The 16,165-nt window shown below is 68.8% G+C and carries 13 protein-coding genes; 7 read left to right on the top strand and 6 right to left on the bottom strand.

Features of this window, described 5'->3' with window-relative positions:
* The first annotated feature begins 30 nt into the window (after positions 1–30).
* On the top strand, positions 31–1,038 hold the full coding sequence (locus ABFX18_RS01385; protein ID WP_090150667.1) for a LysR family transcriptional regulator: 1,008 nt from the start codon (positions 31–33) through the stop codon (positions 1,036–1,038).
* Here ABFX18_RS01385 and sufU read toward each other — a convergent pair.
* From sufU to ABFX18_RS01405, 4 genes are read right to left on the bottom strand one after another with little or no spacing between them, the layout of a single operon-like run.
* Complete coding sequence (gene sufU, locus ABFX18_RS01390) at positions 1,010–1,480, bottom strand: Fe-S cluster assembly sulfur transfer protein SufU (RefSeq protein WP_090150664.1); 471 nt, start codon at positions 1,478–1,480, stop codon at positions 1,010–1,012. The genes ABFX18_RS01385 and sufU overlap by 29 nt on opposite strands.
* On the bottom strand, positions 1,477–2,796 hold the full coding sequence (locus tag ABFX18_RS01395) for an aminotransferase class V-fold PLP-dependent enzyme (RefSeq protein WP_346057126.1): 1,320 nt from the start codon (positions 2,794–2,796) through the stop codon (positions 1,477–1,479). The genes sufU and ABFX18_RS01395 overlap by 4 nt, the downstream gene beginning before the upstream one ends.
* Before the next feature lie 58 nt (positions 2,797–2,854).
* The gene (locus ABFX18_RS01400; RefSeq protein WP_346057127.1) at positions 2,855–4,147 is read right to left on the bottom strand and encodes an MFS transporter; all 1,293 of its coding nucleotides are present in this window, start codon (positions 4,145–4,147) and stop codon (positions 2,855–2,857) included.
* Positions 4,148–4,170: 23 nt separating this feature from the next.
* Entirely contained in the window at positions 4,171–5,250 is a 1,080-nt protein-coding gene (locus ABFX18_RS01405) for a DsbA family protein (protein WP_346057128.1), read from the bottom strand.
* A gap of 82 nt (positions 5,251–5,332) precedes the next feature.
* Between ABFX18_RS01405 and rsmI the strand changes: the two genes are divergently transcribed.
* From rsmI to ispG, 5 genes are all read left to right on the top strand, one after another.
* A complete protein-coding gene (rsmI, locus tag ABFX18_RS01410; RefSeq protein WP_211648773.1) occupies positions 5,333–6,151 on the top strand; it encodes a 16S rRNA (cytidine(1402)-2'-O)-methyltransferase in 819 nt (272 codons plus the stop codon).
* A 172-nt stretch (positions 6,152–6,323) separates the two neighbouring features.
* Positions 6,324–7,367 carry an FKBP-type peptidyl-prolyl cis-trans isomerase gene (locus tag ABFX18_RS01415; RefSeq protein WP_346057129.1) on the top strand — a complete coding sequence of 348 codons (1,044 nt, stop codon included), beginning with the start codon at positions 6,324–6,326 and terminating at the stop codon, positions 7,365–7,367.
* A 9-nt stretch (positions 7,368–7,376) separates the two neighbouring features.
* Positions 7,377–8,465, top strand: a complete 1,089-nt coding sequence (dxr, locus tag ABFX18_RS01420; protein ID WP_346057130.1) for a 1-deoxy-D-xylulose-5-phosphate reductoisomerase — start codon at positions 7,377–7,379, stop codon at positions 8,463–8,465.
* A gap of 97 nt (positions 8,466–8,562) precedes the next feature.
* Positions 8,563–9,957: a M50 family metallopeptidase gene (locus ABFX18_RS01425; protein WP_346057131.1), complete on the top strand. Its 1,395-nt coding sequence runs from the start codon at positions 8,563–8,565 to the stop codon at positions 9,955–9,957.
* Positions 9,958–10,056: 99 nt separating this feature from the next.
* On the top strand, positions 10,057–11,187 hold the full coding sequence (gene ispG, locus ABFX18_RS01430) for a flavodoxin-dependent (E)-4-hydroxy-3-methylbut-2-enyl-diphosphate synthase (RefSeq protein ID WP_346057152.1): 1,131 nt from the start codon (positions 10,057–10,059) through the stop codon (positions 11,185–11,187).
* A 9-nt stretch (positions 11,188–11,196) separates the two neighbouring features.
* On the opposite strand, the gene ABFX18_RS01435 is transcribed toward ispG, so the two are convergent.
* A complete protein-coding gene (locus ABFX18_RS01435) occupies positions 11,197–12,654 on the bottom strand; it encodes an RNB domain-containing ribonuclease (RefSeq protein WP_346057132.1) in 1,458 nt (485 codons plus the stop codon).
* A gap of 38 nt (positions 12,655–12,692) precedes the next feature.
* Here ABFX18_RS01435 and ABFX18_RS01440 point away from each other — a divergent pair, with 38 nt between their 5' ends.
* A complete protein-coding gene (locus ABFX18_RS01440; RefSeq protein WP_346057133.1) occupies positions 12,693–13,751 on the top strand; it encodes an LOG family protein in 1,059 nt (352 codons plus the stop codon).
* Positions 13,752–13,791: 40 nt separating this feature from the next.
* Here ABFX18_RS01440 and ABFX18_RS01445 read toward each other — a convergent pair whose 3' ends face one another.
* On the bottom strand, positions 13,792–16,146 hold the full coding sequence (locus ABFX18_RS01445; RefSeq protein WP_346057134.1) for an ATP-binding cassette domain-containing protein: 2,355 nt from the start codon (positions 16,144–16,146) through the stop codon (positions 13,792–13,794).
* Positions 16,147–16,165: the final 19 nt, after the last annotated feature.

The raw sequence follows: 16,165 nt of genomic DNA on the forward strand, positions 1-16,165 counted from the left end.
TGATCACCAAGATGCGTTTACGCTATGAAAATGAACCTCGAACAGCTCCGTGGCTTCGTCGAGATCGCGCAGCTCGGGCACTTCACCCGCGCCGCCGAGCGGCTCCACCTGGCCCAACCATCGCTCAGCAGGCAGATCTCCACCCTGGAAGCGGATCTCGGCGTCGAACTGCTGCACCGCGTCCGCGGCAACGTCGCTCTGACCCCAGCAGGGGAGCGGCTCCTGCCGATCGCGCGGCGGATGCTCGCCGACGCCGAGACCGCGCGCCACGAGATGACGGATCTCGCCGAGCTGCGACGCGGGCGCATACGGCTCGGCGCGACACCGACGCTCTGCACGAGCCTCGTCGCCGATGTGCTCGCCGCGTTCCGCGACCGCTACCCGGGCATCGAGATCGAGATTCTGGAGCGGGGCTCGCGGAGCCTCATCGCCGCGCTCGTCGAGGGAGCACTCGATCTTGCATTGATCGTGACGAGCGTGTCGTCCGGAGCGGCGCGTGCGGTGCTCGAACGCGAGCAGATTCTCAGCGAGCGTCTCGTCGTGGTGTCGGATCCGACCCGGCCGGATCCGTTCGGCCGCGACGAAACCGGTTCGGAGGACCCCGACCGTCCCGTCGAACTCGAGGAGCTCGCGCGAGTACCGCAGGTCGTGTTTCCGGAGAACTACGATCTCAGGGTCACGGTGGACGCCGCGTTCCGCGCACGCGGAGTGACCCCGCTCGTCGCGGTCGAGGGAGCGGAGATGGACGCGGCGCTGAGCTTCGCCGGTCGAGGGATCGGCGTCGCCGTGGTGCCAGCGATGGTGGCGGCGGACCGCCCGATGCTGCGCACGGCTCCACTCGCTGACGCGGCGCTCTCGCGCACCGTGAGCATCGCGCGCCGCGTCGACATGGCTCCCACGCGCGCCTGCGCCGCGCTGCAGGCGGTGATCCGCGAGGTCGCCGACCGCGTCACCGCGCCCGGCGCCGAACTGTCGAATCTCGTGACGCGCGTCGGAGGAGCTGCGGAAGCTAGGAGCGCTGCGCCTCGACCTGCTTGAGGTCGGCCTCGAGAGCCACCCAGCCGAGCATCGCGCACTTGATCCGCATGACGAACTTGGAGACGCCCTGAAGCGCGACCGCGTCGCCGAGCAGTTCCTCGTCGGGATCGCCTTCGCCGCGCGCCTGGATCATCTCCCGGAATGCGTCGATGCGCGTCCGAGCCTCGTCGACGGTGAGGGCGTCGTCGCGCACGAGCTGCGACAGGATGGAGGCCGATGCCATCGAGATGGAGCACCCCTGACCCTGCCACGCCACCTGTCGGATGAGGCGGGTCTCGGGGTCGACTGAGATCGACAGATCGATCTCGTCGCCGCAGCTCGGATTGAACTCATGGTGCGACGCGGTCAACGCGGCCGCATCCGCCTCGAGTTCGCCCTTGCCGATCGGTCGCTTGGAGTGATCGAGGATCACCTCCTGGTACAACCCGTCCAGTGCACTCATGCCGAAACCTCCGCCCCGAAATACCGCTGAGCGCCGCGGAGCGCGTCGACGAAACGATCGACTTCGTCTTCGGTCGTGGTGACGTGCACGCTTGCGCGCGTACTCGACGTCAGGCCGAGCGCGCGATGCAGCGGCTGGGCGCAGTGGTGCCCGACGCGCACCCGCACCCCCTGCTCGTCGAGATACTGCCCCACATCGTGGGCATGCACGCCCTCGACCGAGACTGCGGCCAGTGTCACGCGCTGCGCCGTATCGGCCGGCCCCAGCAGGTGCAGACCCGGCGTTTCCAGGATGCCGGCGACCAGCCGCTCGACGAGTTCGTGCTCGCGTGCGGCTGCGCGGCTCATGCCGATCGCGTTCAAGAAGGAGACCGCTGCGCCCATGCCGACCGCTTGTGAAACCGGCTGCGTTCCCGGCTCGAAACGCTGCGGAGCCGGCATGAACTGCGCTGACTCCATCGTGACCTTCGTGATCGCGGAGCCGCCGGTTCGTGCCGGCGGCAGTGCGTCGAGCATCTCCGGGCGCCCGTAGAGCACTCCGATGCCGTTCGGACCGAACATCTTGTGCCCGGAGAACGCTGCGAAGTCGACGCCGAGCGCGGTGAAGTCCACGGGGATGTGGGGCACCGACTGGCAGGCGTCGAGCACGGTGACCGCCCCGACCGCGTGCGCGAGCTCGACGAGCTCCGCGACGGGTGCGACGTAGCCGGTCACATTCGAGATGTGCGCGAATGCGAACACCCTGGTGCGCTCGGTCACTGCGGCGCGCGCGTCGTCGATGGTCCAGGTGCCGTCCGCCCGCACCGGAATGTACCGCAGGCTCGCTCCCGTTCGCTTCGCGAGCCGCTGCCAGGGAATGAGGTTCGCGTGGTGCTCGGCTTCGGTGATCAGGATCTCATCACCGGGTTCGAGTCGGAAGCGCTCACTGCCGGAGACGCCGAGACCGGCGTTCGCCTCGCCGATGCCGGTGGCGACGAGGTTCAGCGCGTCGGTCGCGTTCTCCGCCCACACGATCTGCTCGGGCGCCTCCGCTCCCACGAAGGACGCCACGGCGGCGCGAGCACCCTCGAACGCCTCGGTGGCGGCTCCGACCGCGCCGCTGGTGCCGCGGTGCACGGCGGCGTTCGACGACTCGACGAACCGGCGTTCGGCGTCGAGCACCCGGCCCGGGCGCTGCGACGTGGCGGCGGAATCGAGGTAGGCGGGAGCGAACTCGAGCGCGTCTTGCGCGACGAAGTACGGGAATTCCGCGCGCAGCAGCGCGACGTCTGCGGGGGTGAGCGCGGGATGCAGCGCGAGGTCAGGCATGTTCTCCATTCTTCCACCTCTCGGGGTGGCGGTACCGGCCTGCAGTGCAACGCCGCCGGGCACTGCGCTATTCCGCGTCGAGCGTCACCGGCGCAGTGTTCGGACCGTGCCCGGCGCGATCGTCCGCTCCGCTCAGCCACCAGTTGATCGCGCCGGCCGCGAGCGCCAGCACGGCGGCCGCGAGCGGCAGCACGAGCGCCGCGCGCGTGCCGAGATCGGTCGCGACGACGCCGGTCAGGGCGGCGGCAGCCGACTGGCCCACCATGAGTCCGGAGCCGAGCATCGTCATGACGGTCGCCGAGCGGCCGATGGGACTGCGTGCGGCGCCGAAACTGTAGAGCGTCACGAGGAGCGGCCCGACGCCGATGCCCATGATCGCCAGGCTGAGCAGAATCGAGGGCACGTCGTGCGACCACTGCAGCAGCACGGCGCCAGCCACGATGCAGACCGCGAACACGGGCCACCGGGCGCGGAGCGAGAAGCGCGGGGGAAGCGCCGCGACCCCGATGGCGAAGATCGCGGAGCCCACGCCCATCGCCCCGTAGATCAGGCCGGCACTCTCGGGGTCGCCGCGATCCTGCATGAACGACGTGAGCGACGTGAGCATCGAGCCGAAGAACAACCCAACGGTCACGATGCCGAACACCGTCACGAGGAGCGCGGGTCGTGCGAGTTCCGACGCGGGAACGAGCACTGCCGCGCGCTGCTCCGGCGATTGCGCTGGCGCGCTCGTCCGGTGCAGAGCGAAGGCGGTGACGAAGAGCAGCGTGAGCACGGCAGCGCCCACGATCGGCGCCCACGCGCCGATCGTGGTGGCGAGCACGCCGACGATCACCGGGCCGAACACGAAGATGACCTCGTCGGCGGCCGACTCGTAGGCGAGCACGTTCGACAGCACCCTCGGCCGCCGCTGCGCCGGCAGATCGTGCGCGACGATCGCGACGAGCCTCGAACGCGACATCGGCGACGTCTGCGGCACCGTGGCGCCGGCGAGGAATGATCCGAGGAACAGCACCCACGTCGACAGCGGGCTGAACGCGATCCAGGCCAGGGCGCCGAGCAGTGCGCTGTTCGCGATGGCGGCGATGAGCAGTGTTGGCCGCTGCCCGTATCGGTCTGCCGCCGCGCCGATGAGGGGCCCGACGCAGGCGACGCCCAGCCCGACCATCGCGGAGTTGAGACCGCCGAGTTCAACGGAGCCGCGCGCGGAGACGACGAGGGTGAGCACGCCGATCACCATCATCGCGAACGGCAGACGCGAGACGAGGGCGAGCGGGTAGTACAGCTTCCCGGTTCGACTCAGGAGCGTGACCCCGCGGGGCGACGTGTCAGGGACCGGGTGCTCGCTCGTCTGATGCATAGCCGGCCGAGTCTAGCAGCTCGTTACGAGACGGATCCCACGGCGACTTCCTGCTCGGCGAGGAAATCGGTGAACGCCTGCGCGTCACCGGGGGAGCCCGTGAAGGGAACGCCGTCGACGACGACGAACGGCGTGCCGGTCACGGCGAGCTGCGGATCCTCAGCGCCCGGCACGGGATTGTCGAACACCCACTCGTTGAGCGCCTGGGCGAAGGGCACGAACCGCTCTGACTCGATGCATGATCGCACGTCGTCGTTCGCGCCGCCCGCCGCCTCGTCGACCGCGTCGATCAACGCACCGTTGTCGAGTCCGCCGGTCGTCTCCGCCGGCTGCACCGCCGGATCGAACAGGTGGCGGTGCACCTTCCATGCGGCTTCCGGCTGCGCTTCCGCCACGCACGCCATGGCGGCCGAGGCGCGCGACGAGTACTGGTCTGGGGAGATGCGATCGAGGAATGTCAGCGGAGTGATCTCGACCGATGCCTGGCCGCTCTCCATCAGCCGCTCGAGCGTTTCCCCGTTCGTGGTCTCGAAGACGGAGCAGGAGGGGCAGCGGTAATCGACGTACACGCGAACGGCGTGCGCCTCGGCTCCTGCCTCCTGCGGTTCGGGGGCGCCGCTGCTCGGAATCTCGGATCGGACCACGCCGTCCTGATCGAACACGATGCCTCCCGTGGCCATGTTCTCTGGCCACGACATCGGATCCTCCGAACCCTGTGGCTCGTCTGCAGCGCCGGGGGCGCCGGAATGGGAGCCGGACGGGGCGGCGATCGAGCCCGCGAGAGTCACGGCCGACACCACGCCCAGCACCAGCGCGACGAGCAGCGCGAGCGCTCCGGAGGCGAGCCCGACGACCGCCGGAGCACGGCGGCTGCGGGAGATCACACCGACGATGCCGAGCACCACCGCTGCGACGGCGAGCAGCGCTCCGAGAATCGCACCGAGACCGAAGTAGAACGCGGAGACGATCACCGTGACCAGAGCGGCGAGACCGAGCGCCATGGCTGCGATCGAGAGGTTGCCGTTGCCGCGTCGCCGCGATGCCGAGCCCGATTCGGCGTAGGGGTGGGGCGGTGCTGGCAGTGGCTGCTGTGGATCGGTCATGGATTCATTCTGTCAGCAGGCCCAGGCCAGGGCGCCGCACCCGCCGCACCCGCCAGGTGACGCGCGCGCATACGATTGAGGCATGATCCTTCTCGCGGCGACGCCGATCGGAAACCTCGGTGACGCCTCCGCGCGGCTCCGCAGCACCTTCGAGGAAGCGACCGTCGTGGCCGCGGAGGACACGCGTCACACCGCTCAGCTGCTCCGTCTCCTCGGAATCGAGAATCGACCGGAACTCATCGCGCTGCACGATCACAACGAGCACGAGCGGGCGGCAGCGCTCGTCGAACGCGCGCAGACTGAAGACATCGTGCTGGTGAGCGACGCCGGCATGCCGACCGTTTCCGACCCCGGGTTCCGAGTGGTGCAACTGGCCGCCGAGCGCGGGGTCCCCGTCAGTGCGATCCCCGGCCCGAGCGCGGTCATCACGGCGCTCGCCGTAGCCGGCCTCCCGACCGATCGTTTCGCCTTCGAAGGATTCCTGCCCCGCAAATCCGGCGAGCGGGTGCGTGCCGTCCGCGCACTCGCCGCCGAACGGCGAACGCTGGTCTTCTTCGAATCGCCCAGCCGGCTCGCGGCGTCGCTCGGCGACCTCGCCGACGCGTTCGGGGATGATCGCGCCGCGGCGGTCTGCCGCGAGCTCACGAAGCTGCACGAGGAGGTGCGGCGGGGAGGTCTGCGCGAGCTCGCCGCCTGGGCAGCAGACGGGGTGCGAGGAGAGATCGTCGTGGTGGTGAGCGGCGCGGCTTCGAGCGCTGCATCGCCCGAATCGGCGCTCGTCGAGGTGCAGGCCAGAGTGCAGGCGGGAGAGCGTCTCAAGGACGCGACACGGGCCGTGGCCGAGGCCACCGGACTCTCATCGCGGGAGCTGTACGCCGCCGCGCTCGCCAGCCGTCGGTGAAGCGCGGCGTCTGCGCGTCGGCTCGCGATCACAGGCGAAGGTCGGAAGCCTCCCAGCCGCCGGGCAGCGCAATGCGCCATACTCGAAACGCATTCATGGCCGCGCGCCCACCGCACCTCCCTGTGCATCGGAACTGACGCGGCTCCTCGCGACTCGAAGGACTCCTATCACCGTGAAACTGACGCGCGCCATCGCCCCCGCCGCCCTCGTTGGCGCACTGCTCCTGGTCGGCTGCTCGAGCGGCGGCGGATCGGCGAGCGCCGATGCTTCCGGCACCGATTGCCTCGCTTCCGGTTCGGCCAGCTCCAGTGTGAAGGTCTCCGGTTCGGTCGGCGAGGATCTCGAACTCACCTCGGACACCCCGGTGGAGGCGGACAAGATGCAGCGCTCCGTGCTGGAGGAAGGCGAGGGGGACGTCGTCGAGGAGGGGCAGTCGGTGCTCACCTCGATGACCCTCTTCAACGGTGCCGACGGGTCGGCGCTGCAGCAGCTTCCCGCGAGCGCGATCCCGGTCGAGAGATCGGGGCTCGCCGAGTGGGCGTACGACGGTCTGCGGTGCGCCACGGCCGGCGAGCAGATCGCGCTCGCCGCTCCGTACGCCGACGTCTTCGGCGAGACGCCGCCCGAGCAGACCGGTCTCGAGAACATCACCGCCGACGACTCGCTCGTCATCGTGATGGAGTTCGGGGAGATCACCGATGCGGGCGACGCTGCCGCTGCGACGGGCGAGCCGGGAACGCTGAAGAGCGATGAGCTGCTCTCCAAGGCGGAGGGCAAGAAGGTCACCGCGCCCGACGGGTTCCCGACGGTTAAGGTCGCCGAGGACGGCGAGCCGACGATCACCGTCCCGGACGGCCTCGAGGCACCCGACAAGCTCGAGATCGCCACGCTCGTCGAGGGCGATGGCGAAGAGGTGCAGCCCGGAGACCGCGTATACGTGAACTACCGCGGTGTGATCTGGCGCACCGGCGAGGAGTTCGATTCGAGCTGGAGCCGCGGAGAGCCCACCGACTTCCTCACGACCCAGGTCATCGGCGGATTCCAGAAAGCCCTCGAGGGCCAGAAGGTCGGGTCCCAGGTCATCTCCGTGGTGCCGGCTGAGGACGGCGGCTACGGTGCGGCAACGCTGGAGCAGCAGGGGCACCAGGGCGACGACGTGATGGTCTTCGTACTCGACATCCTCGGCACGGTGCACGCGGACGCGCCCGCCGAGTAGCCTGGAGCGATGAAGCGCGTCATCGTCCTCGGTTCCACCGGATCCATCGGCGAGCAGGCGCTCGACGTCATCCGCAAGCATCCTGCGAAGTATCAGGTCTCCGGCCTCATCGCAGGGACCCAGGCGGATCGCCTGCGCGAGCAGGCGGACGAGTTCAACGTCGAGCACACCGGTCTCGGCGCCGACGCCGCGGTGCAGCTCATCCGCGACGTGCAGGCGGATGTCGTGCTCAACGGCATCACCGGCTCCGTCGGGCTCGGCCCCACCATCGCCGCGCTCGAAGCGGGGCGCACGCTCGCGCTCGCGAACAAGGAATCGCTCATCGTCGGCGGCGATCTGGTGACCGGGCTCGCGGCTCCCGGGCAGATCGTTCCGGTCGATTCCGAGCACTCCGCGATCGCGCAGGCGCTGCGGTCGGGCAGCCGCGAGGAGGTGCGCCGCCTCATCCTGACCGCGTCTGGCGGGCCGTTCCGGGGTCGCACACGTGAGCAGCTGCGCGATGTGACGCCCGCCGAGGCGATGACGCACCCCACCTGGAACATGGGCCGCGTGGTGACGACGAACTCGTCGACGATGGTGAACAAGGGGCTCGAGGTGATCGAGGCTCACCTGCTCTTCGGTGTCTCCTACGGCGATATCGAGGTCGTGGTGCACCCGCAATCGGTGGTGCACTCCATGGTGGAGTTCATCGACGGGTCGACCATCGCCCAGGCCTCGCCCCCGGACATGCGGCTGCCCATCGCACTGGGGCTGTCATGGCCGGATCGCATGGGCAATGTCGGAGTTCCGCTCGACTGGCGGTCGGCGACGGCGTGGGAGTTCGAGCCGCTCGATTCGGCCGCGTTCCCAGCCGTCGACCTCGCCAAGGAGGTCGGTCGGGCCAGACTCACGTATCCGGCGGTCTACAACGCCGTGAACGAGGAGGCGGTCGACGCCTTCCACGCCGGTCGCATCGGGTTCCTGGACATCGTCGACACCGTGCGCCGGGTGGTCGAGGCGCACGAGACGCCGGCGCAGCTCACGCTCGAGTCCCTCGCCGAGGCCGAGCGCTGGGCGCGCGAGCGCGCGCAACTGGCGATCGACGCGCGCGGGCGCTGACGCGCGCCGCCGTCGAACCGCGCTGCAACCGACGGTGATCCTGAGAAGGCCTGCGGCTTCCCCGAAACTCCCCAGCGGTGCGCAGTAGCCTGAGCGGGTGACTGAGGTACTGCTCTACGTGCTCGGCATTCTGATCTTCGTGATCGGTCTCGCCGTGTCGATCGGCCTGCACGAATTCGGGCACCTCATCCCTGCGAAGCTCTTCGGCGTCAAGGTGACGCAGTACATGCTCGGGTTCGGCCGCACCATCTGGTCGAAGCGCAGGGGCGAGACCGAGTACGGCGTGAAGATGATTCCGCTCGGCGGGTACATCGCGATGTCGGGCATGTACCCGCCGGAGGAGCCCGGCGCGGCAGCGCGGCCGTCGACGACGGGGTTCTTGAACTCGGTCGTGCAGGAGGGCGCCTCGTTCGGCAAGCCCGACGCCGAGCCCAAGCGAGGCATGGCGGCGGTGGTCGAAGACGCTCGGCTGGCGAGTGCCGAGTCGATCGATTCTGGGGAGGATCACCGCACCTTCTACCGGCTTCCCCCGTGGAAGAAGATCATCATCATGCTGGGCGGGCCGCTGATGAACCTCGTGCTGGCGTTCGTGTTCTTCGCGATCGTGCTCGTGGGGTTCGGTGTGCCGCAGAACAGCACCACGCTCGGTCAGGTCAACGAGTGCCTGGCGCCGGCGAACAGCAATGCGTCCTCGTGCAGCAGCGATGATCCGGCCGCGCCGGCCGCCGCGGCCGGACTGCGCCCGGGTGATCGCGTCATCTCGGTCGACGGGATGCGGATCACCAGCTGGGATCAGTTCCGCACGATCATCGGAGAGTCGCCGGGCGAATCGCTCTCCGTGGAGATCGAGCGCGGTGGCGCAGAGCAGACCGTCTCGTTGGAGCCCGTGGTGAATACGCGGACGGTCACCGACGCCGACGGAAACGCGGTGACGCGCGCCGACGGCACGGTGCAGACCGAATCGGTCGGCATGATCGGTGCGGTTCCGGCGAACGAGAACGTCGCGCAGCCGATCACCGCCGTGCCGGCGTTCGTCGGCGAGAACGTGCAGCGGGTCGCCGGCATCATCATCCGCATGCCCGAACGCATGGTCGACGTCTGGAACGCCGCGTTCGGCAGCGAGGCGCGCGATCCGAACGGGCCGATCAGCGTCGTGGGCGTCGGCCGCATGGCCGGGGAGATCGTCAGCCTCGACGACGCGCCGGTCGCCGCCCGTGCGCAGACGATGATCGGTCTGCTCGGCTCGCTGAACGTCGCGCTCTTCGTCTTCAATCTCGTGCCGCTCCTGCCGCTCGACGGCGGCCACGTCGTCGGTGCGGTCTACGAATGGTTGAAGCGCGGCATCGCCAGGCTGCGGCGGAAGCCGGACCCCGGGCCGATGGACACCGCCAAGATGGTGCCCGTGACGATGGCGGTGGCCATTGTGCTCGGCGCGATGACCGTGCTGCTCATCTACGCCGACCTCGTCAAGCCGGTCTCGCTCTTCGGGTAGCGCCGGACCGCGGTGCTCCGACGCCTCTGCCGGTGGGACTCGCCTCCGGCACGCAGCCTGCGCGAGTAGACTCGGCCCGTGCCAGCAGTCAATTTGGGAATGCCGCAGACCGTCGAAGTGCTCGCTCCGCGGCGTCAGTCGCGCGCCATCAAAGTCGGGTCGGTGACCGTCGGTGGGAGCGCTCCCGTCTCGGTGCAATCGATGACGACGACGCCGACCACGGACATCAACGCGACGCTGCAGCAGATCGCGGAGCTCACCGCGTCGGGCTGCGATATCGTGCGGGTCGCCTGCCCCAGTCGTGACGATGCCGAGGCGCTGCCCATCATCGCGATGAAGAGCCAGATCCCGGTCATCGCCGACATCCACTTCCAGCCGAACTACGTGTACGCCGCCATCGATGCGGGGTGCGCCGCGGTGCGGGTGAACCCGGGCAACATCCGCAAGTTCGACGATCAGGTCGGCGAGATCGCTCGGCGCGCGAAAGCCGCCGGAGTCTCACTGCGCATCGGCGTGAACGCCGGTTCCCTCGACCCTCGGCTGCTCGAGAAGTACGGCAAGGCCACCCCGGAGGCCTTGGTCGAGAGCGCCGTGTGGGAGGCGTCGCTGTTCGAGGAGCACGATTTCCACGACTTCAAGATCTCCGTGAAGCACAACGATCCGATCGTGATGGTCAAGGCCTACCGCCAGCTCGCCGAGCGCGGCGACTGGCCGTTGCACCTCGGCGTGACCGAGGCGGGCCCCGCATTCCAGGGGACCATCAAGAGCGCCACGGCGTTCGGCATTCTGCTCTCCGAGGGCATCGGCGACACGATCCGCGTCTCCCTGTCGGCGCCTCCCGTCGAAGAGGTGAAGGTGGGGTTGCAGATTCTGCAGTCGTTGAACCTCCGCGAGCGCAAGCTCGAGATCGTCTCGTGCCCCTCGTGCGGGCGCGCCCAGGTCGACGTGTACACGCTCGCAGAGGAGGTCACGAAGGGCCTGGAAGGCATGAGCGTGCCGCTCAGGGTCGCAGTGATGGGATGCGTGGTGAACGGGCCGGGCGAGGCGAGGGAAGCCGACCTCGGCGTCGCCTCCGGCAACGGCAAGGGGCAGATCTTCGTCAAGGGCGAGGTCATTAAGACCGTGCCCGAGAACGAGATCGTCGCGACACTGATCGCCGAGGCGAATCGTCTGGCTGTCGAGATGCCGGCCTCCGAGGGGACGGGGACGCCAGAGGTCGTGACCGCCTAGCCCAGCGCCTCAGGCGGCGCTGACGGCGGGGCGATCGCCGGAACCGTCCGTGAGCGGCGCGAGCTCGATCGTGCCGCTCGCGACGTCCGCAGCGGTGACCCGCACGTCCACTCGGGTCCCGGCGGTGTATCCGGCAGACGCGACCTGCGCGGTGACCGCGGGGTCGTCGAGCTGCACGCGGGCGCGCTCGCCTCGGACTTCGACCACGATCGCGGGGAGCACCTCTCCGACGCGGTCTCGCAGCAGCGCGGCTTCGACGCGATCGAGCGCCTGCGATCCCAGCTGACCGGCGAGCTGATTCGATGCGCGCATCAGCGCGGGCAACTCGTCGAGCGACGCCCTGGCCCACTCCGGAATCGGCTCATCCGCGCAGATCGCGGCGCAGATCACGAGCCCCCAGCGGTCCACCAGGCGGCGGAGCGGAGCGGTGACGTGGGCGTACGGCGCGGCGATCGCGGCTTGCATCGTCTGCTCCGGGACGACGCCGTCGAACGGCGTGTAATCGGCGCCGCGGAACAACGACGCTGCTGCTTGCAGCACCCCGGGCGTCGTCGGTGACGCGTGATCGAGCTGCTGCAGGTACTCGCCGTACGTCGTGTCCGCGGGCCAGGGGTGCCCGAGGCTGGCGACCCGCGCACGAAACGCGGTGAGCGCAGCCTCGTCGGGCGCCGGCATCGTGCGCAGGATCCCGACGCCGGCATCGAGCATCATGCGACCGGCAGCCATGCCGGTGAGGAGCGAGAGCTGAGCGTTCCACTCCTCGATGGGACGCGCGAAGCTCCGCACGATGCGGTAACCGTTGGGCTCCCGCACGATCTCCTCATCCGGCATGTTCAGGCTCGCACCTCCGCGCGAGCGCTCGTGCTCGGCGCGCAGCAGGCCGACGTCGCGCAGCAGTTCGAGCAGCGGGCCGCCGGTACCAGCGTCGAGCGCGGTCTGCGCCGTCGCGTAGTCGAGTTGCGCTCGGGAACGCACGCGGGCGCGTTCGACGTCGGCGCTCGTGACAGCGCCGGACGCGTCGAGGTCGAGCTCCCACACGTACGCGACACGATCGGCGCCGGGAAGGAGTGAGGCGCGGCCCTCGCTGAGCTCCGCGGGATGGAGTGGAATACGGCCGTCCGGCAGGTACAGGGTCTGTCCGCGCCGCCGTGTCTCTCGGTCGAGCGCGCCTCCCGGTCTCACGAAACCCGGGAGGTCGGCGATCGCGTAGCGCACGCGGAATCCGTCGTCGCGGTGCTCGATGTGGAAGGCCTGATCGAGGTCCTTCGCACCGGCGGGATCGAGCGTGACGAACGGAATGTGCCGGAGGTCCTCACCGGGCTCCGACGTCTCGGCGGTGCTCGCCTCCGCACGAGCGTCAGCGGGAAAGTCGGACGGCACGGCGTTGTCCGTCCGGAGCGCGGCGAGGGCGGCCGCGAGCTCGCCGTGTGCGGTCTGGGGGGAGAGATGGGCGCGCCGGTTCGGCATGCGGCCAGCCTACTGCGGTGCGCTCGTAGACTGTGAGCGTGACGACCGGGAACCAGCAACACTCAGAAGATGTGCAGGCCGCGGAGCTGCGCGAACGACTCGATGCAGTGATCGCCGATGCCGGCGCTTCGGCCCACCGCGGGTTGATCCGTCGCATTCTCTCGACGGGAATCGGGCTCGGCACCGACGGTGCGACGCGGCTGGATCTGAAGATCACCGCGACGGCGGTCGAGGAGATGCGAGCGGCGTTCCGACTGTTCGCTCCCTTCGTCGGCGTACCCAAGGTGACGATTTTCGGATCGGCCCGCACCCAGTCTCACGATCCCCTCTGGGTCGGCGCCGAAGCCGCTGCCCGAGGTCTCGCGGAGTTGGGCTGGATGGTGGTGACCGGAGCCGGCCCCGGGATCATGGAGGCGGCGGCGACGGGAGCCGGACCCGAGCGATCGCTCGGCATCTCGATCCGTCTGCCGTTCGAGGAGGCTCCGCTCGATGTCGCCGCCGATGACGGGCACCGCATCGCGATGAAGTACTTCTTCACGCGCAAGCTGATGCTGGTGAAGGAGTCGCGGGGCTTCATCTGCCTGCCAGGGGGGTTCGGCACGATGGACGAGACCTTCGAACTGCTGACGCTGCAGCAGACCGGCAAGATGGAACCGATGCCGATCGTGCTGCTCGATCGTGCCGGGGGCACGTACTGGCAGGGATTCGCGCGTTTCGTCACTGAAGAGCTCGCGGGTTCCGGGCTCATCGCGGTCGACGATCTCGATCGCGTGCTCGTCACCGATTCGCCCGACGCGGCGATCGCGGAGGTGACCGGATTCTGGCGCAACTACGATTCGCTGCGCTGGCAGGGCGAACAGCTCGTGCTCCGGGTGCGCGCCGAACCGAGCGATGCGGAGCTCGATGACCTGAACGAGCGATTCTCGGGTCTGTGCGAGGTGGGGGCGATCACCCGCTCGGGGCCTCTCGCGTCGGAGATCGCCGACGACGATGCGCTCGATCTGCCGCGTCTCGTGCTCACCCCACGGCGTCGTGCGGTGGGGGATCTCTATCGACTGATTCGGGCGCTGAACGAGCTGGACTCCGCGCCGCGGTGACGTGTGACCGCGGCGCGGGGCCTGCCACGTGAGACGCGCGTCACGCTGCCACGTACTCTGCGAGGTGCTCCCCGGTGAGCGTCGCGCGTGATGCGACGAGGTCGGCTGGGCTTCCCTCGAACACGATGGTGCCGCCTTGCTGCCCGGCGCCGGGCCCGAGGTCGATGATCCAATCGGCGTGCGCCATGACGGCCTGGTGGTGCTCGATCACGATCACGCTCTTGCCGGCGTCGACGAGACGGTCGAGCAGTGCGAGCAACTGCTCGACGTCGGCGAGGTGGAGCCCGGTCGTCGGCTCGTCGAGCACGTAGACGTCTGCCTCGTCGAGCATGTGGATGGCGAGCTTGAGTCGCTGCCGCTCGCCGCCCGACAGGGTCGAGAGCGGCTGGCCGAGCTTGATGTAGCCGATACCCACGTCCACCAGGCGATCCAGAATCTTGGCCGCCTTCGGGATGCGCGTCTCCGGGGCGGAGAAGAACTGCTGCGCCTGCGCGATCGACAGGTCGAGCACCTCGGCGATGTTCTTGCCGCCGAACCTGTACTCGAGCACGGCGGCGGCGAAGCGCTTCCCCTCGCACACTTCGCACACGCTCTCCATCGTCGCCATCATGCCCAAGTCGGTGAAGATGATCCCCGCGCCCTTGCACTCCGGGCAGGCACCCTCGGAGTTCGCGCTGAAGAGCGCCGGCTTCACGCCGTTGGCTTTCGCGAATGCCGTGCGCACCGGATCCAGCAGGCCCGTGTAGGTCGCCGGATTCGAACGCCGAGAACCCTTGATCGCCCCTTGGTCGACCGCGACGACGTCGTCTCGATTCGCGATGTAGTTGCCGATGAGCGTGCTCTTGCCGGAACCGGCGACACCGGTGACCGCGCACAGCACGCCGAGGGGCACATCGACATCGATGCCCCGCAGGTTGTGGCGATCAGCGCCCCTGATCTCCAGTGCAGCGCTCGAGGTGCGCACTGAATCCTTGAGCTTCGCCCGATCGTCGAGATGCGTGCCGGTCAGGGTTCCCGATGCCCGCAGAGCCGCGACCGTGCCCTCGAAGCAGATCTCGCCCCCATCGATGCCCGCTCGAGGGCCGAGATCGACGACGTGATCGGCGATCGCGATCATCTCCGGCTTGTGCTCCACGACGAGCACGGTGTTGCCCTTGTCGCGCAGCTTGAGGAGCAGCTGATTCATGCGCTGGATGTCGTGCGGATGCAGGCCGATCGACGGCTCGTCGAAGACGTAGGTCGCGTCGGTGATGGGGGAGCCGAGGTGCCGAATCATCTTCGTGCGCTGGGACTCGCCTCCCGAGAGCGTGCCGGTCGGGCGGTCGAGGCTCAGATAGCCGAGCCCGATCTGCACGAACGAGTCGAGGGTCTCGACGAGCTTCTCCACGAGCGGGGCGATGCCGGCGTCTTCGATGCCGCGCACCCACTCCGCGAGATCGGTGATCTGCATCGCGCAGACATCGGCGATCGACTTCCCCGAGATCTTCGAGGAGCGCGCGGTCGCATTCAGGCGCGTGCCAGCGCATTCGGGGCACGCCCGGAAGACGATCGCGCGATCCACGAACGCTCGAATGTGCGGCTGCATGGCCTCGCGGTCCTTCGAGAGCATCGACTTCTGGATGCGCGGAATGAGCCCCTCATAAGTGACGTTCACACCATCGGCCTTGATCTTGCGCGGCTCTTCGTGGAGCAGGAGGTGGATCTGCTCATCCGTGAAATCCCGGATCGGAGTATCCATCGGGAGCAGAGCCGCGAAGATGCGCCCGTACCAGCCGTCCATGCTGAAGCCGGGCACCTGCAGCGCGCCCGCGGCGAGCGACAGCTCAGCGTCGTAGAGCTCTTCGAGGGCGAAGTCGCTCACGGAGCCTCGCCCTTCGCAGGTGGGGCACATGCCGCCGAGGATCTCGAAGCTGCGACGCTCCTTCACCTGCTTGCCGCCCTTCTCCATCGTGACCGCCCCAGCGCCGCTGATCGAGGCGACGTTGAAGGAGAACGCGTTGGGTGAACCGATGCGGGGGCTGCCGAGCCGCGAGAAGACGATGCGGAGCATCGCGTTCACGTCGGTCGCCGTGCCCACCGTCGAACGCGGGTTCGCCCCCATGCGCTCCTGATCGACGATGATGGCGGTGGTCAGCCCTTCGAGCACGTCGACATCGGGTCGGCTCTGAGACGGCATGAAACCCTGCACGAACGCGCTGTAGGTCTCGTTGATCAGGCGCTGGGACTCTGCGGCGATCGTGCCGAACACCAGGGAGCTCTTGCCGGAGCCGGAAACGCCGGTGAACACCGTGAGGCGGCGTTTGGGGAGGTCGACGCTGACGTTCTTCAGGTTGTGCTCGCGCGCGCCCCGCACACGGATGCGGTCGTGCGAATCTGCGATGTGCGTGGTGGTCATGCAGTCAGAGTAGTGGGAG

The organism is Leucobacter alluvii, assembly GCF_039530485.1.
GTDB lineage: Bacteria > Actinomycetota > Actinomycetes > Actinomycetales > Microbacteriaceae > Leucobacter > Leucobacter alluvii.

Excerpts from the sequence above, each read along its gene's own strand:
- ABFX18_RS01435 (WP_346057132.1), bottom strand. The coding sequence starts at position 12,654 with ATGCCGAACCGGCGCGCCCATCTCTCCCCCCAGACCGCACACGGCGAG.
- ABFX18_RS01405 (WP_346057128.1), bottom strand. The coding sequence starts at position 5,250 with ATGACCGATCCACAGCAGCCACTGCCAGCACCGCCCCACCCCTACGCC.
- ABFX18_RS01395 (WP_346057126.1), bottom strand. The coding sequence starts at position 2,796 with ATGGAGAACATGCCTGACCTCGCGCTGCATCCCGCGCTCACCCCCGCA.
- ABFX18_RS01400 (WP_346057127.1), bottom strand. The coding sequence starts at position 4,147 with ATGCATCAGACGAGCGAGCACCCGGTCCCTGACACGTCGCCCCGCGGG.
- ABFX18_RS01385 (WP_090150667.1), top strand. The coding sequence starts at position 31 with ATGAACCTCGAACAGCTCCGTGGCTTCGTCGAGATCGCGCAGCTCGGG.
- ispG (WP_346057152.1), top strand. The coding sequence starts at position 10,057 with ATGCCGCAGACCGTCGAAGTGCTCGCTCCGCGGCGTCAGTCGCGCGCC.
- rsmI (WP_211648773.1), top strand. The coding sequence starts at position 5,333 with ATGATCCTTCTCGCGGCGACGCCGATCGGAAACCTCGGTGACGCCTCC.
- dxr (WP_346057130.1), top strand. The coding sequence starts at position 7,377 with ATGAAGCGCGTCATCGTCCTCGGTTCCACCGGATCCATCGGCGAGCAG.
- ABFX18_RS01445 (WP_346057134.1), bottom strand. The coding sequence starts at position 16,146 with ATGACCACCACGCACATCGCAGATTCGCACGACCGCATCCGTGTGCGG.
- sufU (WP_090150664.1), bottom strand. The coding sequence starts at position 1,480 with ATGAGTGCACTGGACGGGTTGTACCAGGAGGTGATCCTCGATCACTCC.